This is a genomic window from Dictyobacter halimunensis, from assembly GCF_036245075.1.
On record NZ_BSRI01000002.1, the window covers coordinates 160,876 to 180,806 of the forward strand.

Genomic DNA, 19,931 nt, shown 5'->3' on the forward strand with positions numbered 1-19,931 from the left:
AGATAGTCAGTACTTATTGTTGCTGCAAACGAATTGCGGCAATCAGTGGATCCGTATGTTGCTCGGCCATGCGAATTTCTGCTTTTCTTAGGTTATTGGCACTATTGATAAGAGCTATATGGGTAAAGGCCTGTGGATAATTTCCTAGAGCTGTACTATTTACAGAATCGATCTCCTCAGAAAAGAGTCCCAGTCGCCCTGCATAGGTTAATAAACGCTCGAACAGCGAGCGAGCCTCATCTATGCGCCCTTGCATAGCTAGATTATCAACTAACCAGAACGTGCAGATGCCAAAGGTTCCTTCGGAACCATCCAGACCATCCTCAGCATGATAACGATAAACAAAACCATGTTCATCAGTGAGTTGCTCAATCGTGCGGTCAACCGTCGAACGCATACGTGGATCATCGGGCGCGATAAACCCAACCAGCGGCAGCAACAGATTTGATGCATCCAGGGTGGCATCCCCATATGACTGTGTAAATGCTCCCAGGTTGGTATCATACCCATTCATCAGGATATCCGCTCTGATGTGGTCACGTACGGCGATCCAGCGCGCCAGGTCGGCCTCCAGATGCATTTGCTCAGCCGCTCGAATACCACGATCCAGGGCTACCCAGCACATGACCTTGGAATAGACGAAATGACGTAATCCACCACGCACCTCCCAGATGCCACTATCAGGCTCCTGCCAGTGAGCACACACATGATCTACCAGCGTGCGCATCATTGACCATAAAGGCCCTTCTAGTGTCTCACCATAGCGCTCAAAACATCCCTGTCGCCGATAGAGATGGATACAGTCTAATACTTCACCAAACACATCCATCTGTTTCTGTTCAGCCGCGCCATTGCCGATACGCACCGGACTCGAGTTGCAATAGCCGCTCAGATGGTGTAATTCAAATTCCGTTAAATCTCGCTCGCCACGAATACCATACATAATCTGTAGATCTTCACCGTTTGCGTAAGAGAGGCGACGCAACCAATGGGTAAAGGCACGCGCTTCTTCAGTGAAGCCCAGTACATTAAAAGCATACAAAGTAAAGGTAGCATCGCGTAACCAGGTAAAGCGATAATCCCAGTTGCGTACTCCCCCTATGTCTTCAGGTAGCGATGTGGTTGGTGCCGCGACAATGGCTCCAGTGGGAGCATATGTCATGAGCTTTAGCGCAAGCGCGCTGCGCTCAACCCACTCGGCATACGGACCCTGGTAGCTACTCCCTGCGATCCATTTGCGCCAGGCATGAAGGGTATGCGCTAATTCAGCATCGAAGTTACGGGTTGGCAATTCTTCTTCTACCAGCCGTCTGGCTGATTGAGCCGTTCGCCCCATACCAACAGCGAATAAGAGACGCTCCCCCTCACGCAGTGTTACCTGCGCGACGATTGTAGCATGAGCCTCATTATTTTCTTGTGCCACCTGCACGGTATATGAGGGCAGCAAGGGCGCTCCCACAATTGCCAGGGCCACGTGTTGCTTACCACTGGAGATAAAGGCACCCAGATGCTCAGGAATCAGTTCAACCGCGCAGGGATCGGCTGCGTAGTTCGGGCTGACCTTCAACTTCATGGTAACCGACATTTCTCCGTGGACGCATTCAACGATGCGCACCAGACAATGGCAGGAACCGTCTTCGCGGGTCCAGGTATTATTGTTCATCGCTTTATACGGCCATGCACTCAGCGTTTCAACCGGCATGAAATCCGTAAGGACAATCTCACCCGCGATGCTGGCAAAACGTGTCTGTAACACGTTACTTCCGCGCAGATAGCGTTGCGAGCCAGGAATGTTTCCTTCCGTTGGTGCGATCTGGAAGTAGCCCCCGCGCTCCGCATCTAACAAACGACAAAAGATGGCCGGGCTATCAAAGTCCGGTAGACATCCCCAGTCTACCGACCCGTCTGGCGATACAAGTACCGCTGAATGGCAGTCCCCGATGACGCCATACGAATTAATCGGCAGATATGTGCGATTGAGTTCGTTCATCCCAACCATTACACAACACTTCTCTCTTTAAAAACTTTGCGATTACAACACCCTTAGAAAACTATTAAAATTTCCTTAAAAAATCCTTAATAAGGATAGGAGCCTTATACCAAAGAAAAACGCTACAGCACATGGAATAGTAACAGGATTTTAAAGGATTTTCTTTTTTTAATCTTTTAGCTTTTAAAGGCGCTTACAGAGGTGCACTATACGTACAACGATCATTTTTTTTGCTGTTTCCTATGGACAGCGATAGCCCATATATGCTACCTTACTTTTAGTAGGATTTCGTCAACAAACCCTACGGAAGAGCCAGGCTATCCATGCTATAGACAACTACTATTAGTATAAAAGGGCGGCCATACATGCGAGCACTCCAACAAATGATGCGGCACCCCGCGGGTAGAATCGGAATCACCATTGGTCTGACACTCGGCCTGATCGCCACGGTCATGGGTGAGGCCAGCAAAGCCTTACTGTTCGCGGGCCTGTGTCGTTTGATCGCCAGCAAAATGAAGCGACCGATATAACAATAGCAGCGCTGGTATAGAATATCCGGCGCTGTCTTCCCCTATAATAGTAGCGCTGGCTATCACTGATAACCAGCGCTGTCTTTCTTCGCTACTATAGCATATTCATCATATTTTAGCTACGGAGCCATTGCGCTACGTCGGGGGCAAAGTAGGTAATAATCATGTCCGCGCCCGCGCGTCGAATGCTCGTCAATAATTCCATGACGATGCGTTGCTCATCGATCCAGCCGTTCTGAGCGGCTGCCTTGACCATCGAGTATTCACCGCTGACATTGTATGCCACCACGGGCAGATCACAATGATCTCGTACCTGACGGATAACGTCTAGATAGGACAGGGCAGGCTTGACCATGACCATGTCGGCCCCTTCGTTGATATCCTGCTCAAGCTCCCGTAAGGCTTCACGCACATTGGCCGGGTCCATCTGGTACGCTCGCCGGTCCCCAAACTGGGGCGCAGAACCGGCTGCTTCGCGGAATGGACCATAAAAGCCTGAAGCGTATTTGACCGAGTACGCCATGATCGGGGTCTGGTTAAAACCATGCTCATCGAGCATATGACGCAACACCCCAACCCGGCCATCCATCATATCTGAGGGAGCCACAATATCCGCGCCCGCTTCCACATGAGAGAGGGCCATCTGGGCTAGCAAATTCAGGGACTCATCGTTTTGAACGGTGCCATTATGGATAACTCCACAGTGCCCATGGTCGGTGTATTCACACAGGCAGACATCGGTAATGATCAGCAGTTCCGGCACCTCAGCCTTCAAACGACGAATGGCCTCCTGAATGACGCCGTGCTCGGCATAGGCCTGTGAACCAACGGCATCTTTCTCATTGGGGATGCCAAAGAGCAGAATGGCCGGGATGCCCAGATCAGCGATGCGCCTGGCCTCCCGAGTCACTTGTTCCAGTGGCCATTGCATGATACCTGGCATAGAGGCTATCTTCTGCGGCTCCTGTGCTCCCTCGGCAATAAACATGGGATAGATTAACTGGTCCACCCGCAGGTGGGTCTCTCGTACCAGGCTGCGTATTGTTTCGTTTTGACGCAAGCGGCGTAAACGTACATGCGGAAAATTATTCATCACTTCCGAATCCTCTCCTAACTTACTACTCTTATGCATTCACACTCGCAGCCGCTGCCTGGATGGTCTCTTCGATCATATCGTCATTAAGCGCAAGTGAGATAAAACAGGACTCAAATTGAGAAGGAGGAAGGTAGATACCGCGCTTCAACATACTCCAGAAGTAACGGGCAAACCGTTGTGTGTCTGAACGCTTCGCGCTGGGATAATCTACAACGGCTTCGCGTGCGAAGTAGAGGCAGAACATGGCACCAATACGTTGAAAGGTTGCCTCAACATTGTTGTCCTGCAAGGCTTTGTTGAAACCTTCCTCTAATCGCTGTCCTTTTCTTTCTAATGCTTCATATTGGCCAGCCTTGCGTAGCTCGCTGAGCGTGGCGATTCCTGCCGCCATGGCCAGTGGATTGCCAGAGAGCGTGCCGGCCTGGTACATGGGTCCTGCCGGCGCTACCATCTCCATGATCTCTCTGCGACCACCATAGGCGCCTACAGGTAAACCACCTCCAATAATTTTGCCAAAACAGGTCAGGTCAGGCGTGATCTTGACGCGCTCTTGCATGCCACCCAGAGCAACACGGAAACCGGTCATGACTTCATCAAAAATCAAGACGGCATGATACTTCTGCGTCAATTCGCGTAGCTTTTCCAGAAAGCCCGCTACGGGTGGAACCAGTCCTATATTGGCGGCAATCGGTTCAACGATTACAGCCGCGATATCATCAGGATAACTGGCAAAGAGCTGCTCTACTTCAGCGGCATTGTTATAATCGGCGGTCAGAGTGTTCTGCGTCGTCTGCGCAGGGACGCCTGGACTATCTGGCAGTCCCATCGTTGCTACGCCCGAGCCGGCCTGCACCAGCAGCATATCGGCGTGTCCGTGATAGCAACCGCTAAACTTGATAATTTTGTCGCGTCCAGTATAGGCGCGTGCCAGGCGCAACGCACTCATGGTCGCCTCTGTACCGGAGTTCACGAAGCGAATCATCTCAACCGAGGGGACGCTATCGATAACCAGGCGCGCCAGCTGGCTCTCGGCCTCTGTGGGGGCGCCAAAGCTAAAGCCATGGCGGGCGGCCGCCTGCACAGCATCTAACACCGCTGGATGTGTATGGCCCAGAATCATAGGGCCCCAGGATTGTACATAATCCAGATAGCGGTGCCCATCTACATCATAGAGATATGGACCGTCCGCGCGCTCAATGAACACGGGATCACCACCCACCCCTCGAAAGGCGCGCACCGGACTATTTACGCCTCCAGGAAGGAGTTGCTGCGCCTCTTGGTACAGCTGATGCGAACGCTCCTGCGAAAAGGTTTCAGAATTTGTTGTGAGCATGTAATCTCTCCCTATCAGCCCTATCTTGCTAGGCACCAAGCGCATCTAGAATATCGGCAAATGGCTCGGCAATGCAGGTGTACATGGGAGTGTCGCGCAACGTGTACATGCTGGCCTCGGTCTCACGCAGTTCCTGTACCAGATCCAGGAAGTCCGAGAGGTTGTCGGTTTCAAAGGCTACCACGAATTCCTGGTCGTCGATACCAAACGAATACGTCGTGTTCAGAGAGACGCTCGGATATTTGAGGCCTACTCGGATGTGCTCGCCCATCATGCGCTTGCGGTCTTCCATGGGCAGCGCATACCAGGGACGCGTCTTCACGAATGGGTAGACAAACAGATATTTTCTATCTTCAGGCGTAATTACCAGGCGTGGATCATGTGCGCCACGGGCATTTTTTCCAACGTATACGGAACGCTTCGTCATAGATAGCATCGAACGCTCTTCACGCAGGTATGGCCCCATGATGCTGCGGCGTACCAGACTGCTAAAGGTGCGCAGCTGCTCGATGTCATAGGTCGCCTGCCAGATCATAAAATCTACGTCAGAGCGTACACCGTAAAGGGCAAAGCTGCGGATCAGCTCATCGTGCGCGGCGTAGTCGGCATAAATCTGCTTGAGCTGCTGCTTGCCCTGCTCGCGTACGTCCGCCGGTAAGCGCTGCCACTGCGGATCCAATTTATAGAAGCTAAAGCGAACGAGCTGACGGGGTTGCTTTGGCTTCGGCTGGGATGGCGCGGCCTGCGTCTCAGTCTGAGAAACATTATCTGTATGTGTTGTGGTTACTTGATCTACCATGATTTTCCTCGTATAAAACTATTGCTTGCACTAACCCTTCGATGGTGAATTCTGTGGCCTCAATGTCAACCTTGAGGCCCAGTTCACGCGCGGTCTGTGAAGTAATGGGACCAATGCTGGCCACCTGTACATGCTGTTTTACGTCATCTAACACGGGGATGGCGCCATCAACAGCACAACTTTGTAGCCATGCGACAAAATTGCGAACAGTAGAAGAACTGGTAAAAGTCAAAATATCAAGCTGGCCTTGCTGTAATAAGCGTATTACTTCGCGGCCGCGCTCATCATCCCGTGCCACAGGAACGGTATAGTATGCGGGCACTTCATCTACCTGTGCGCCGGACTGGCGGAGCTCGGCGGGAAGGATCTTACGCGCCTCGGCCGCGCGCGCAAGCAGGATGCGCTGTCCCTCCAGGGAAATCTTACGCGCCTCGGCATCTTGCTGAAGTGCAGTGATGACCCCTTCGGCGATATACTCGTCGGGGATCAGGTCAGCGGTAACTCCGTATTGGGCCAGCGAGGCCGCGGTTGCAGGACCGATAGTGGCGATCCGCAGCTCCTGATTATTTTGCAGGTCTGCTGGCTCATAGCCGAGCGTTTGCAGGCGCTGCATGCAGATATGCACGCCGTTGGCACTGGTCAAAATCAACCAATCATAAGCGGACCCATCATGCGCGTATAAGCGCCGGAGGGCCCCGTCCAGTTCCTTCCAGTCCTCTGGCGGCACAATATGAATGGTCGGGAATTCAATGGGAATAGCACCCAGCGAACGCAGGCGTTCACATAGAACACTGGCCTGTTCCCTGGTACGAGTCACCAGGATGCGTTTTCCCTGTAGCGAGACGATGCTTGACTTAGACATTGAGGCGCTCCCGATCTCGGGGTAAGGCTAACTCCTGAATGATTTCATGCGCACCCTGGGCCAGCGCTTGCTCGGCCAGGGCAATACCCAGCTGTTCAGCCTCGGCTATGGTAGAATGCTCTGTCCAGGAGATCGATTGTCGTACACGGATACGTTTCAGGCCATCCAGGCTGGCCACAATACCGGCGATCTCCAGTATCTGTGCGTTAATGGTGCTGTACGCCGCCACCGGCAGGTAACAGCCCGCCCCCAGACGCCGCATAAACATACGTTCGGCGGTCGTCGTAGCCAGCACCTGCTCATCCTGAAGTGGAGCCAGCAACTCTAGCATGCGATCATCAGCGCGGCATTCGAGGGCGAGGGCGCCCTGTCCCGGGGCTGGCAGCAGGCTATCAACAGGAAAGTACGTCAGCCTTCCTGCCAGTCGCTCCTGCATGCCTAAACGGTGCAGACCCGCGGAGGCTAAAATGATGCCATCATAGTCACCAGCATCTAGCTTACGCAGGCGCGTATCTACGTTTCCTCGCAGCGATAGAATCTGGGCATGGGGTGCCAGATCTCGAATCTGCGCGGTACGCCGTAAGCTACAGGTGCCGATACGCAATGCATCTGCAGGATCTGCAGACGCTTCTACTGGCCGCAGCCTCCCTTCGCTGATCTGAAAGGGGATGCGGGACACAAATACATCACGTACATCTTCACGCGGGCCGACAATCACCAGCCGTAAGTCATCTGGCTGTACTGTTGGTAGATCCTTTAGGCTATGAACGGCCAGATCGATGCGGCCCTCGTGCAGAGCGCGCTCGATCTCGGTAACGAACACGCCATCACTGCCAATCTGGGAGAGAGGCACGCTCGTAACACGGTCACCGGTCGTATGAATCTGCTCAATAACAATGTCAAGGTTTGGCCACTGTTGATGTAATCTCTGGACAATCCACTGGGTCTGGGTCATGGCGAGCTTGCTGGCTCGCGTTCCGATGGTCACTCTCATGATTATTCTCTTCTAAATCAAACAGATAGCGCATAGCTTCAGCATAAACATGTCCCTGACCAGCCGCAGCCGCGTCCTTCAGTCGTAACATAGGCGTATGCAATAGCTTATTCATAAGGCGTTTTGTCAGTTCTTGTACAGCCGCTACTTCTCGTTCCGAGAGAGTAGAGGAGAGCTGCCGTAGTATACGCGTTAATTCCTGCTGGCGTAGTTCGTCAGCTTTTTGCCGTAAATCGCTGATGGTATCCACAACACTGAGGGAGGCCAGCCAGCGCTGGAAGGACTGAACTTCTTCTTCAATAATCGTCTGGACGCGTTCAGTTTCTAATAAGCGTAGCTGTATTCCTCGTTCTACTTCAGATTGCAGATCATCAAGATTATAAAGATGGATATCTGGAATTGCTCCTACAGCGGGATCTATATCTCGTGGTAGCGCAATGTCAATCATCAACAAGGAGCGCTCTCCGCGCTGCTGCATGACCTGTGTCATTATTTCAGGCGTAAGGATCGCATGCGGCGCTTTGGTCGAGCTGATGACGACATCGGCCTCCAGTAATGCTTCAGTGAGTTCTTGAAAGGGTCGTAGCGTTGCTTGCAGCGACTCCGCCAGCTCGGTCGCGTGAGCCTGGGTACGATTGACAATGACGATCTGACGCGCCCCGTTGTCCTTTAAGTTGCGGGCGGCCAGTTCGCTCATTTTACCGGAACCGATCAGCAATACACTGGCCTGGTGAAAATCCGGTAAGAGGTGACGCGCAAGCTGAACAGCGACATGGCTTAATGAGGCTGCATTTTTACTGATGCCAGTTTCGCTGCGCGCCCGCTTTCCTGCTACAACCGCTGCCCGAAAGAGAGCGGATGTTACAGGACCTGCATAGCCACTTCCCTGCGCAATTTCCAGTGCATCAACCACCTGTCCTTGAATCTGGGGCTCGCCCGGAACCAGGGAATACAGGCCAGTGGCAACACCGAAGAGATGCGCAGTTGCACGTTCGTCAATAAAACAATAGCAATGAGCTTCTAATTCATCAAGAGCAACCTGACGCATCTCACTCAGAATACGAAGTAGGTTGATACGCCCTTGAATAGCATCCTGACACACTGCATACAGTTCAACACGGTTACAGGTAGAGAGAAAAACACATTCACTGGCAACCGTACTCGCTGCCTGAAGCTGCTGCGGAATATAACGCGCAGAACACGCGAGGCGCTCACGCAATGCAATAGAGGCGGTAGTATGATCAACGCCAACAACAATGATATGCATGCAAACCTCATAAACCTCTAGATAATTTATAGTCTATAGAGATTTTAGCGTTTTTTTGCCATTAGTCAAGGCCGAGTTGCCCGATATCTTATCAGGAGAACACCCTATATACGATAGTACATTCTGGCTTACGCTGATGCTCACCAGTAAAAAACCACTACATTCTAGCCCACCAGCACCCGTGGGTGCCAGGCTTGTCCTGGCTTGAAGCAGGATACCGTATTGATGTTCGGGAAGAAAACGAACCTGACACGGAACGCTTGAATCAACAAATTCTAGCCTGGGCACAACTACATGGGTTACCCATTCTATACATATACAACATCAACATAGATACATAGGATAACGCAGAGGGAAAAAAAGAGCATGCCTCCTGTGGTACGCGCTCGGGCTGATGGCCTCTCCAGTCTATCCTATGTCCCCTTTTATTTCCAATGCTTCCCCACCCCTACAGGCAGGTACTCACTTTCACCTCATCGCCTGCGACCTGCCTGAGCTTTTGCACCTCCGGTGCTCATGAGTCAGTTTATAAGCCGGTGCATCCGCGCAGCGGACGCGCGTATGGCGGCGCTCACTTGCCTCCAGAGCGACGAAAGTCAAATACATTCTAAAAAAGAACAATAAGAACGTCTTTTGTATACCCAAATTTCCCATCATCATCAAAAACTCTGGCATTTATTTACTTTACGGGTTATTATCCATTATTATTAATGCAAATATCCTATACTAAATCGGTAAATCAAATTATATAAATATATTTCAGCACATGACCCTTCTGAACTCACTGAGTATTTTCTGAAGGGGATCATACAATCAAAGGTGAGGTATATGCTTTTCTGCCAAAATTGTCGTTCTGAAGTTCCAGCCAATGCTCAAGTGTGCCCCCGTTGTGGCTTTGGATTACCTATTCCCACGCGGCAATCAAATCCAAACCAGGTGAGGGAGCAGCAGTCAAAAAAGCCGACTCCCATGACTCCACCCGCATTTCACCTACCCAGTCATCAGTCAAGATCGAGGCTCCAGGGTAGTGAGAAATCAGCCTCTCAACCCGAAGGCACATTCTCAAAGAGATCAGATAGTCCGGTACTGCAGGGACCTATCACGCCATTCCCGGCTATACCAGGCAAGCCGCTCCCATCCAACAGGCCTCGGTATTCTTTCGCGCCGCTAACGCCTCTTCCCTCGACGCGGCTACCGGAATCTCCTGTGCTCTCACCAGATCAGTCTGACTCCGTGCAGAAGCCACCTCGCCAACCGGGCTTTAAACCAGCAGAGGCTGCTCCTTCTCAGGAAAACGAGCAACCACGCACCACCAGACAGCAGGCTCAGCCTGCGAAAAAATTATCCCTGACCCAGAGGTATGCGGCCGATCAGCTCACTACATCTGTACCGTCAGATCCCAATCCACCTGATGGCTCGAGAATGACACCCGATGCTACGAATGTGGTATCGCCTACCAGCCAGAGGTCTCAACAACAGTCTCAGGCAATTGTAGAACCAGAGTCCGGGGTAGAAATAGTACGCCGGCCTACAACTCCTCCTCGAGCGTCGATCACGCAGGCAGCGGGTAAGCCAGCAACATCCCCTGGCACCCCTCCGGTGCTCACACAGGGACAGGCGATGGCGATTCAGAATATTCTCAGGCAGGCTGTCATAGCCAGCACGAGTTCAGTGATCAACATTCGGAGGAAGCCATATCATAAACAGCATGCTGACTTCTGGATAGTGGTACTTGTAATTGCGTGCATCATTTGCCTGCTTGGCCTCTATATCGTGTTTACGTATAAAATGCCACGCATGTCACTGCCACATCCGACCGCACTGGCCACTATTACTCAGACTGTTAGCAGGATATAACATCTCAAACGAAGAGTCAAAGTAGACTCCGCTCGCAGTCAAAAAGTTGTATCATATCAGCACACCCTCTGATAAAAACGTTGACAGTATGTGATGAGCTGGCTTAAGCGGTGAGTGCTTGAGCCAGTTCCAGGACTGTCCATCCAGGAGTAATAGTGCATGATTCATCTCGATCCGCGTTTTACAGCCATTATTAGTATCCTTTTTATTGCAATGGGACTCTATAACATCTATGTGGGGCAGAGGCGCATGCGGGCAATGCGTACCCGTGGCGACAAAGTAGTCTGGTACAAACAGGTCGGTATCTTAACCGGCATAGAATATAGTTTGCTTGGTGTTGTCCTTCTTCTCAACCTGGGCATCTCCACAGGCCTTTTCCCCAATGCCATGGCGGCGATTGTAGTACCTCTCTACACTATCGTGCTGATCCTGGCGGCTGCCGTGCTCCTGCTCATCCTTTTACAGACACTGGCTGCTACGCGCCGTCGTGCTCGCCGCGCGTCCACAACAGCTTCCCAGGCAGCGGCTTCTGACGAAACGGACCAACAGGGGCGTACAGTCAAGCAACAAACAACCCAGATACGCCATCGCCGCGAACGGCGCAAGAAAGCCGCGGCGGCGCGGCGGCGTCAATCTGGAAGAGCCTGATGGTAAACATTTCTACATCCTCTTTATCCAATCATCCCACCATTTCACATTAGATGCATGCTTGGCTAACACTTTCAGTATGCATCTAAGGAACATGCCTCAAACGTTATCATACAAAGGGGGCAGTCACATTAGCTGACGCCACCTCTCATGATAGGACTGGAACATGAACCTATCAGTATAGATATGGTCTTCAAAAAAGCATTCCACAACATAAATATGCACCAATAACAATAAGCGTTATAGCACCGTAAATTGTATCATCGTTACCTTTACTCTACTTTATTGCACTCGGTGTTTATTACTTACGATGTTTTAGTGGGGAGGTTGGCATGTCTAATCTTGATAAAAAATTAGTAAATCCTGTGTTTGACGAGATCAGGCATTATTTTGGCTTTATTCCTCCTGTCTTTATGGCTGTCCAGGCAGACCCCGATCTGCTAGATGCATTATGGCAACAAACTCGTAGTACCTATATCAATAATCCTCTTCCGCCTGTACTTAAAGAAAAATTTTTTCTTTATATATCGTATTCTTGTGATATTCCCTATGATTTGCGCAGCCATTGCATCTTGCTCAACAGATATGGCGTAGCTGAACATGAAATTATTACCTTGCTCCAAACACCACTCCCTACGGGAGAGCAAATTGATCAGCATCTTCAACAGCTACATACCATATCTCAGGCTCTGGATAGCTGGCCAAACGATGATCCAAAGCTCGAGCTGATATTCTTCTCCTGTATCATTCATCTCTTTTTGCAGCATACCCATGCATCAAGCAGATGCCACAAGGAGTTACGCCGGCTATTGGGGAAACACTATACATTTCTCGTCGCACTCTTTAACTATATTCATACCTGCCATCGGTGGATCGGGTCGAGTCCGGAATTATATCAAGAAAAAGATGAACAGATTATGGACTGCTTTGATGCTGCATTTGGAACCAGTACACGGCTGCATACTGTTATCAATGAGCAATTTGAACACGCCTCCCAGCAGCATCAGCAATCGGATCCAGGCCCTCTTGCCTCCAAACACGGAAAAGCAGAACCCGCGCAGGTTTCACCAGAAGCTGAGCGGCATATGAACGATTTTTTAGGTCTTACAGCCCATGAGCTTAAAACTCCTATAACTACCATTAAAGGGACTATCCAGATTTTATTGCGTACCATTGCACGAGAAAGGCAAAAAACAAGTATCAGCCTCGAAGAGTATATGCGTACTATGGAGGTAGTGCAGCACTTGCTGACACGCGCGGATAACCAGGTGCGCCGCCTGACCCATCTGATCAATGATATCGTCTATATCTCGCGTATCCAGGATAAAAAGCTCGACTCCAGCCTTGAGCGGATAGACATTAACAGCGTCGTCAAAGAGGTAGTGCAGCAGCAGCGTCAGATAAGTCCTCGCCGCACAATACAGGCTCCTGATTCTGCTATGTCTGTATTTGTGCTTATGGATCGTAATCATATTGAGCAGGTCATCATGAATTATCTTTCAAATGCGCTCAAATATAGTTCAGAAGAACAACCAGTAGAGGTTTCGCTCGACATGGAAGGTGCCAGAGTCAGAATCGCTGTCCATGATCGTGGTCCTGGTATAACAAAAGAAGATCAGCAGCACATATGGGAGCGCTTTTATAGGGTTCAGCATACTGAAGTGCTGAGTGGATCAGGAGTTGGTTTTGGCCTCGGTTTATATATCAGCCGCTCAATCATAGAGAAACACAATGGAGAGATTGGTGTGGAAAGTACTCCCGGGGAGGGGACGACCTTCTGGTTTTCGCTGGCCCAGGCCGAATAATATGCGTGCTGTATTGGGAAGGTCTCTTCTCAATACAGCACATGTTTGCTAGATGAACAATGACATGCAGGACATCACGCCACCTAATGTGCATCTGTATGTTGAGCCGCCTGTTGCCAGGCAGCGGCGACACATTGCTTGAACAGCAAAGCATTGGTTAAGGGGCCGACGCCACCTGGGACGGGAGTAATCGCGCCCGCAACCTCCAGCACAGCAGCATAATCTACATCACCGACCATTCCACCCTCTGGTAAGGCGTTGGTACCAACGTCAATGACGGTCGCCCCCGGGCGTACCATCTCAGCCTTGACCATGGTCGCACGCCCTACTGCTGCCACCAGCACATCGGCCTGCCTGGTAAAAGACGCCAGGTCAGGTGTGCGCGAATGGCAGATCGTGACGGTCGCGTTTTTCTGGAGCAAGAGGAGAGCCAGCGGCTTACCAACCACGTTGCTGCGCCCCAGCACAACCACGTGTTTGCCTTCTAGCTCAATCTTGCCGCGCTCTAAAATTTCTATCACAGCCGCGGCGGTAGATGGCTGAAAGCTAGGAAGACCCAGGCAGAGATTACCAGCACTCATTGGACTGATCCCATCAATGTCTTTTTCGGGCGCAATGGTATCTGCAACCAGTTCTTGAGGGAGGTGGGCCGGTAAGGGCATCTGCACAATGATCCCGTGCACCCGCTCGTCGCTGTTCAGTCTCAGCAAAGCGGCGCGCAGTTCCTCGGCAGTCGTCTGCGCGGGTAAGGATTCGAGGCGCGCTGCGGCCCCGATCTCTCTGGCGATCTTTAAAATGGCTTTGCTATAAAAGCCGGATGCGGCATCGCCTTCGACAAGCACAATGGCTAATCCAGGCACATGCCCATACCTCTGCTCGTAACGCTGTACTTCCTGGCGCAGTTCATCTTTCAATTCGGCACTCATTGTACGCCCATTGAGAATTGCTGCTGTCACGCTCTTTCTCCTACAATCGCGACCACACGCTGACTACCTGCCTGGATAGTATCCAGTGCAGCATTTAAGCGGCCGTTCAACGCACTCATACGTTCGGCATCCTTCATAGAATTTAGATTGGCACGTACCATCCAGGCTGCGCCTGTACCTGCTCCAGAAGCCATCATGGCCGCGGTAGCGATATCACTCAAGACGTTCTTGTTACCGATCTCTGCGATGCGCTGGCAATGCTGAACCAGTTCAGAGGCGCGCTCGACCATTTCCAACGGTACCAGGGCAGCCTCTACAAGTCCGGATTGAATAGCCTGTGTACGGGCCGTTTTCTCTTCAGCTGTTCCACGTGGCAATTTAAAATTGGCGGAAAGCTTGCCATAAGCATCTATATCAGCCTGCATAAGCTCCTGAAAGCGTGTACGCAACTGCTCAGTCTGTGTCAGGATCGTTTCGATTTCGGGGTGCACATCCGCGTAATCAGCTTTGCTCAGTGTCAACCTGGAGACCATACAGGCCAGTGCTGAACCCATGGCTCCACTTAAAGCAGCAGTGGACCCACCTCCTGGCGTGGACTTTGAGGAGGCCAGATCATCCACGTATTCTTGTAACGGTTTATCTAGATACATGTTCTCTCTTCCAAATTCTGTTTAGTCGATCCCAGCTGCCATCTCTGTTATACTTGTGCTCACTTCTGCATGCAGATAGCTAGAGCCTATTCGCTGGGATACTCCCTTGCATTCTAACATCCCCTCAAAGCTAACGTCGAGTGAGACAACATACATGGACCCCTTCTTTACCCGGTGGCGAAGAAGGGGTCCATGTATGTGATGACTTATTTATTCCTTGTGGTTCAAAATGGCGACATCAGACCAGCTCCCAAAATACAGTCCGTCACTATTGAGCGAGACTCCCCGTACCCAGTTGGGAATTAACGCAGCCAGTTGCCGATGATCGAGCGGAATAATAATGGCGTTGGAAAGAAGCTTCTGTTCAGCCTCGTGATATAAGCTCAAGCGGCTCTTATCAGTGGTCGTTTCGGCCTGCGCTACCAGGTGATCATAATCAGCATTGTGCCATTGCGAAACATTTTGTCCGGAGTTGGCAAGGAATTTTTCCGCGAAGAAGTAAGGATCAGCTACCTGCGCACTCCAGGACACAAAACCAAATTGCACATCATGATCGGCCAGAGCCTGCTGGTACGCATCATCCTCTAACGGTCTCAAATTGACCTGAATACCCAGAGACTTCTGCCACATACCCTGCAGAGATTGAGCCATCTGAAGCGAGACCTGTGAATTAGGATAGGTAAACGTTACTGTTGAAAATTTAGACGTATCGGGATAAACGGCCTTTAAAAGCTGCCGTGCTTTGGAAGCTGCAAACATCGGCTGCTGCTGCTGGTAGCCAGGCATAGATGGAGGGAATAGTGTTTCAGCCGGCGCCACAGAGTCTTGCATTATTGCGTGAGCAAAGTTCTGCTTATCGAGAGACTGAGCAAAAGCCTGGCGTACGGAGAGAGAAGTAAAAGGCGCCTTGCTGGTATCAAAAAATAGCGTGTCAGTCTGTAGCTGTTCGGTGCGCATAAAGCCCGCCAGTTTGACCGCGGGCAACTGATCCTGCTGCGCCAGGTCCCAGTCAAGGTCATAACGGCCAGCTCGATTGGCAATATACGCAACGCGGGGATCATTGACGAAATAAGCATTGACCTGTTGAATCGTCAGCTTACGTCCGTAGTAGTGGAGATTAGGGACCAGCGTCATCTTCACAGCACCGGTCACATCCTTTACTACAAAAGGTCCCGTGCCAAGTCCTTTTTGGGCTGCGGCAATGGCTTCTCTTTCATGGCTATAAGAATTTCGATACTTCTGGTTGATGGGTGCAAAAATTGGATCGGTCAGTGCAGCCAGGAAGTATGACGTTGGCCTGTCTAACGTGACCTGAAGCGTGTGATCATCAATAGCCCTGGCACCTGCAAGGGTTTGTGTACGCCCCTCGTGCACATCACGGGCACCGACAATAGCATACATCAGGCTGGTCACCAGTGGTGATTGATTCGCTGGCCGTGCTGCGTATGTCCAGGAATCAACATAGTTTTGAGCCGTTACAGGAGTCCCATCTCCAAACATAAGCTGCGGCTTTAAATGAAATACGTACTGTTCCTGATCGGCTGAGATCGTCCAACTCGCCTGATCTGGCATCACCTGAAAATTCTCGTCAGTACGGACAAGGCCGCTATAGAGCATATTTATCAATATTTTTGTACTGGGATTTTGCTCATCGGTTGGATTAAAAGAAGGAACGTCGGTCATACCAATCAGGGGTATCGTCAAATTCTGCTGCGTTGCAAGGGTTGGCTTGCCATTGGTGAGCAGCATCGTTCCGCTTCCAGCGCCACAGCCCGTCAATATCAGAACCGCAACACAAATAAATAGGAGAGCAACACCAGGACGGTGTGAGTGTATATACAGGGAACGATGGCGCATTCCAGAACCTCTCTTTATCAGTTCTCAATTCAATAAGGACATAATTATCTCTCAAGGCAAGATACAGCATAGATAGCTGTGACCATTATACCGGAGGTTACCCGTTATGACAAAGGAGATGATCAAATTAATAGTTAAATAGGATCTATCACCTATCAATTCTGGCGTCCATAATTTATGCTGAACAACAAAAAAAGACCTTACTTGCGAGAAGTAAGGTCTTCACAATCTTTGCAACTGTATACAATGTATCCTCAATTTTGCCGAGCCATCCGTCAGTCAGAGACTGAAGCAGAAGACACGCATTCCAGCGCCATGATGAAGATACCTGTTGGTGAAACAAGCCGTACGATCATTAGGGCGACTTCGCTGCGCCTGTTACCAGGTGTCCACGTGTCGTCTATCTACCAGGTCGTCTTCCTGGGATCTTGACTCTTCTAGAGAGTGGGAGAACACATCTTGGGTGCGGCTTCGCGCTTAGATGCTTTCAGCGCTTATCCCTTCTCGACATAGCTATCCAGCTCTGGCCCGGGCAGGCCAACTGGCACACCAGCGGTCGAGCCATCTCGGTCCTCTCGTACTGGAGATGACGCCCCTCAATTCTCCTACGCCCACGACGGATAGAGACCGAACTGTCTCGCGACGTTCTGAACCCAGCTCGCGTGCCGCTTTCATGGGCGAACAGCCCAACCCTTGGGACCTACTCCAGCCCCAGGATGCGACGAGCCGACATCGAGGTGCCAAACCTTGCCGTCGATGTGAACTCTTGGGCAAGATAAGCCTGTTATCCCCGGGGTAGCTTTTATCCGTTGAGCCACACTCCTTCCACTCGGGAATGTGGGATCACTAAGCCCGACTTTCGTCCCTGCTCGACCTGTCCGTCTTGCAGTCAAGCTCCCTTGTGCCTTTACACTCTGATGGGTGATGTCCATCCACCCTGAGGGAACCTTTGGGCGCCTCCGTTACTCTTTGGGAGGCGACCGCCCCAGTCAAACTACCCGCCTGATCCTGTCCACGTCCCGGCTCACGGTGACGTGTGAGAAACAAAACACAACGAGAGTGGTATTTCATTGGTGTCTCCCCCACCCCCACAAGGGTAGGTTCTCCGACTCCCACCTATGCTACGCACGCTCTGCCTCGTTTCGAGGTCAAGGTGTAGTAAAGCTCCACGGGGTCTTTTTGTCCTGTCGTGGGTAACCCGTATCTTCACGGGTACTTCAATTTCGCCGAGTCCTCTGTCGAGACAGTGCTCAACTCGTTACTCCTTTCGTGCGGGTCGGAACTTACCCGACAAGGAATTTCGCTACCTTAGGACCGTTATAGTTACGGCCGCCGTTCACCGGGGCTTAGATTCGCAGCTACGATCACCGCTCCTCGTAACCTTCCGGCACTGGGCAGGAGTCAGCCCCTATACTTCCGCTTTCGCGTTCGCAGAGACCTGTGTTTTTGGTAAACAGTCGGTTGAGCCAATTTCTTGCAACCCCCTCACGCCATTCCGAAGAACATCGCTACTAGGGCACCCCTTCTTCCGAAGGTACGGGGTCAATTTGCCGAGTTCCTTAACAGAGGGTCGCTCGATCACCTGGGGAGTGTTCCCCCTGCCTACCAGTGTCGGTTTGCGGTACGGGCGGAGATAAACTCTGGCGAGAGGCTTTTCTTGGCGGCCTAGGGGCCGATGACTTCCGCGGACGCAACGTCCGCTCGCTGCACGTGTCATGCACAGGAAACCGGGATTTGCCTCGGCTTCGCACTTCAGCGCACAGACCCATCCTGTCCAATCGATGGGCTCACCTTCCTTACCGCGTCCCCCCATTGCTCGTAACGAGCATCTCCGGTGCAGGAATCTCTGACCTGCTTTCCATCGCCTACGACTATGACGTCCTCGGCTTAGGACCCGACTCACCCTGGGACGTTTGACGGTGCCCAGGAACCCTCAGGCATTCGGTGTGTCTGGTTATCACAGACATGACGCTACTCATTCCGGCATTCTCACTTCTCTTCGCTCCACCAGTCCTTGCGGTCTGGCTTCTCGGCTTGAGAACGCTCCCCTACCAACCTTCCTTCAAGAGAAAGGTTCCATGGCTTCGGTAATCCGCTTGAGCCTCGATACGTTGTCGGTGCCACGACACTCGACCAGTGAGCTATTACGCACTCTTTAAATGGTGGCTGCTTCTAAGCCAACATCCTGGCTGTTTGGGCGTTGTGACCCCCTTTTACACTCAGCGGATACTTGGAGACCTTAGCCGATGGTCTGGGCTGTTTCCCTTTTGACGACGAAGCTTAGCCCCCGCCGTCTCACTTGCATGCATGCTGTCCTGGCATTCGCAGTTTGCTTGGGTTTGGTAACCTGCACGAGGCCCCTAGCCCATTCAGAGCTCTACCTCCAGGATAGTGTATCATACAGCTGTACCTCAATACATTTCGGGGAGAACCAGCTATCTCCGTGTTCGATTGGAATTTCTCCCCTATCCACAAGTCATCCCCCAGTTTTGCAACACTGGTGGGTGCGAGCCTCGACGGACTGTCACATCCGCTTCACTCTGCTCATGGATAGCTCACACGGTTTCGGGTCGCATCGCCGCAACCGCTCGCCCTCTTCAGACTCGGTTGCCCTATGGCTCCCCAGCTTTAACGCTGGTTAACCAGGCTACGACGATGCACTCGCCGGATCATTCTACAAAAGGCACGCCATTAGCCCTTGGTTCCTCATGGAACAGTGGCCTCTGACTGCTGGTGAGTACGTGGTTTCAGGGTCTCTTTCATCCCCCTCTCGGGGTGCTTTTCACCTTTCCCTCACGGTACTTGTTCGCTATCGGTCGCTAAAGATGTGTAGCCTTGGAGGGTGGTCCCCCCAGCTTCCCACAAGATTGCACGTGTCTCGTGGTACTCAGGATACCGACCCAGTCCCCTCGTTCGTCCTCTACGGGACTCTCACCCGCTCTGGTCACGCTTTCCAACGTGTTCAAGTAAACAAAGGTTCTTTGTTGTCGGTCCTACAACCCCGATGGACCCGAGGGTTCATCGGTTTGGGCTCCTCCCGGTTCGCTCGCCACTACTACGGGAATCTCGGTTGATTTCTTTTCGTCGGGTTACTGAGATGTTTCAGTTCACCCACTGCCCCCCGTCACTGCCTATGTGTTCAGCAGGCGGTCTCCAGACATCACTCTGGAGGAGTTGCCTCATTCGGAATCTCGGGGTTCATCGCTTGTATGCAGCTCCCCCCGAACGTTTCGCCGGTCTCCGCGTCCTTCTTCGGTCTTTAGCGCCAAGGCATCCACCTCGTACTCTGTGTAGCTTGTTCTCTATGTCTCTTCATC

The 19,931-nt window shown here is 51.6% G+C and carries 14 protein-coding genes and 1 rRNA gene; 4 read left to right on the top strand and 11 right to left on the bottom strand.

The annotated features are described in order from the left end of the window. Window positions 1–13: 13 nt before the first annotated feature. A complete protein-coding gene (locus AABA21_RS14780; RefSeq protein WP_338251342.1) occupies window positions 14–1,999 on the bottom strand; it encodes a glycoside hydrolase family 15 protein in 1,986 nt (661 codons plus the stop codon). Between the two features lie 356 nt (window positions 2,000–2,355). Between AABA21_RS14780 and AABA21_RS14785 the strand changes: the two genes are divergently transcribed. Next, window positions 2,356–2,520, top strand: a complete 165-nt coding sequence (locus tag AABA21_RS14785) for a hypothetical protein (protein ID WP_338251344.1) — start codon at window positions 2,356–2,358, stop codon at window positions 2,518–2,520. 115 nt (window positions 2,521–2,635) lie between these two features. Here AABA21_RS14785 and hemB read toward each other — a convergent pair whose 3' ends face one another. Genes hemB through hemA form a run of 6 tightly spaced genes read right to left on the bottom strand, consistent with a single transcriptional unit; the run spans window position 2,636 to window position 8,871 of the window. After that, window positions 2,636–3,613 carry a porphobilinogen synthase gene (gene hemB, locus AABA21_RS14790; protein WP_338251346.1) on the bottom strand — a complete coding sequence of 326 codons (978 nt, stop codon included), beginning with the start codon at window positions 3,611–3,613 and terminating at the stop codon, window positions 2,636–2,638. 31 nt (window positions 3,614–3,644) lie between these two features. Continuing rightward, entirely contained in the window at window positions 3,645–4,949 is a 1,305-nt protein-coding gene (hemL, locus tag AABA21_RS14795; RefSeq protein ID WP_338251348.1) for a glutamate-1-semialdehyde 2,1-aminomutase, read from the bottom strand. A gap of 28 nt (window positions 4,950–4,977) precedes the next feature. Beyond that, the gene (locus AABA21_RS14800; RefSeq protein WP_338251350.1) at window positions 4,978–5,748 is read right to left on the bottom strand and encodes a chlorite dismutase family protein; all 771 of its coding nucleotides are present in this window, start codon (window positions 5,746–5,748) and stop codon (window positions 4,978–4,980) included. After that, a complete protein-coding gene (locus tag AABA21_RS14805) occupies window positions 5,714–6,610 on the bottom strand; it encodes a uroporphyrinogen-III synthase (RefSeq protein ID WP_338251352.1) in 897 nt (298 codons plus the stop codon). Before AABA21_RS14805 ends, AABA21_RS14800 begins: the two co-directional genes overlap by 35 nt. Then, window positions 6,603–7,604 carry a hydroxymethylbilane synthase gene (hemC, locus tag AABA21_RS14810; protein WP_338251354.1) on the bottom strand — a complete coding sequence of 334 codons (1,002 nt, stop codon included), beginning with the start codon at window positions 7,602–7,604 and terminating at the stop codon, window positions 6,603–6,605. The genes AABA21_RS14805 and hemC overlap by 8 nt, the downstream gene beginning before the upstream one ends. Next, window positions 7,510–8,871, bottom strand: a complete 1,362-nt coding sequence (hemA, locus tag AABA21_RS14815) for a glutamyl-tRNA reductase (RefSeq protein ID WP_338251356.1) — start codon at window positions 8,869–8,871, stop codon at window positions 7,510–7,512. Before hemA ends, hemC begins: the two co-directional genes overlap by 95 nt. 1,206 nt (window positions 8,872–10,077) lie before the next feature. Between hemA and AABA21_RS14820 the strand changes: the two genes are divergently transcribed. The 3 genes from AABA21_RS14820 to AABA21_RS14830 all read left to right on the top strand — a co-directional run bounded on the left by AABA21_RS14820 (window position 10,078) and on the right by AABA21_RS14830 (window position 13,181). After that, on the top strand, window positions 10,078–10,728 hold the full coding sequence (locus AABA21_RS14820) for a hypothetical protein (RefSeq protein ID WP_338251358.1): 651 nt from the start codon (window positions 10,078–10,080) through the stop codon (window positions 10,726–10,728). 159 nt (window positions 10,729–10,887) lie between these two features. Further along, a complete protein-coding gene (locus tag AABA21_RS14825) occupies window positions 10,888–11,376 on the top strand; it encodes a hypothetical protein (protein ID WP_338251359.1) in 489 nt (162 codons plus the stop codon). Between the two features lie 332 nt (window positions 11,377–11,708). Further along, window positions 11,709–13,181: a sensor histidine kinase gene (locus AABA21_RS14830; protein WP_338251361.1), complete on the top strand. Its 1,473-nt coding sequence runs from the start codon at window positions 11,709–11,711 to the stop codon at window positions 13,179–13,181. An 83-nt stretch (window positions 13,182–13,264) separates the two neighbouring features. Here the strand turns inward: AABA21_RS14830 and AABA21_RS14835 are convergent, their stop codons facing one another. The 4 genes from AABA21_RS14835 to AABA21_RS14850 all read right to left on the bottom strand — a co-directional run bounded on the left by AABA21_RS14835 (window position 13,265) and on the right by AABA21_RS14850 (window position 19,915). Next, window positions 13,265–14,137: a bifunctional 5,10-methylenetetrahydrofolate dehydrogenase/5,10-methenyltetrahydrofolate cyclohydrolase gene (locus AABA21_RS14835; protein ID WP_338251363.1), complete on the bottom strand. Its 873-nt coding sequence runs from the start codon at window positions 14,135–14,137 to the stop codon at window positions 13,265–13,267. Next, on the bottom strand, window positions 14,134–14,757 hold the full coding sequence (locus AABA21_RS14840) for a cyclodeaminase/cyclohydrolase family protein (protein WP_338251365.1): 624 nt from the start codon (window positions 14,755–14,757) through the stop codon (window positions 14,134–14,136). The genes AABA21_RS14835 and AABA21_RS14840 overlap by 4 nt, the downstream gene beginning before the upstream one ends. Window positions 14,758–14,967: 210 nt before the next feature. Next, on the bottom strand, window positions 14,968–16,506 hold the full coding sequence (locus AABA21_RS14845; protein ID WP_338251367.1) for a peptide ABC transporter substrate-binding protein: 1,539 nt from the start codon (window positions 16,504–16,506) through the stop codon (window positions 14,968–14,970). Between the two features lie 443 nt (window positions 16,507–16,949). Then, window positions 16,950–19,915 (bottom strand): 23S ribosomal RNA (locus tag AABA21_RS14850). Window positions 19,916–19,931 lie beyond the last annotated feature (16 nt).

Coding starts and splice junctions, on each gene's coding strand:
- AABA21_RS14780 (WP_338251342.1), bottom strand. CDS start 1,999: ATGGTTGGGATGAACGAACTCAATCGCACATATCTGCCGATTAATTCG.
- AABA21_RS14785 (WP_338251344.1), top strand. CDS start 2,356: ATGCGAGCACTCCAACAAATGATGCGGCACCCCGCGGGTAGAATCGGA.
- hemB (WP_338251346.1), bottom strand. CDS start 3,613: ATGAATAATTTTCCGCATGTACGTTTACGCCGCTTGCGTCAAAACGAA.
- hemL (WP_338251348.1), bottom strand. CDS start 4,949: ATGCTCACAACAAATTCTGAAACCTTTTCGCAGGAGCGTTCGCATCAG.
- AABA21_RS14800 (WP_338251350.1), bottom strand. CDS start 5,748: ATGGTAGATCAAGTAACCACAACACATACAGATAATGTTTCTCAGACT.
- AABA21_RS14805 (WP_338251352.1), bottom strand. CDS start 6,610: ATGTCTAAGTCAAGCATCGTCTCGCTACAGGGAAAACGCATCCTGGTG.
- hemC (WP_338251354.1), bottom strand. CDS start 7,604: ATGAGAGTGACCATCGGAACGCGAGCCAGCAAGCTCGCCATGACCCAG.
- hemA (WP_338251356.1), bottom strand. CDS start 8,871: ATGCATATCATTGTTGTTGGCGTTGATCATACTACCGCCTCTATTGCA.
- AABA21_RS14825 (WP_338251359.1), top strand. CDS start 10,888: ATGATTCATCTCGATCCGCGTTTTACAGCCATTATTAGTATCCTTTTT.
- AABA21_RS14830 (WP_338251361.1), top strand. CDS start 11,709: ATGTCTAATCTTGATAAAAAATTAGTAAATCCTGTGTTTGACGAGATC.
- AABA21_RS14840 (WP_338251365.1), bottom strand. CDS start 14,757: ATGTATCTAGATAAACCGTTACAAGAATACGTGGATGATCTGGCCTCC.
- AABA21_RS14845 (WP_338251367.1), bottom strand. CDS start 16,506: ATGCTGCTCACCAATGGCAAGCCAACCCTTGCAACGCAGCAGAATTTG.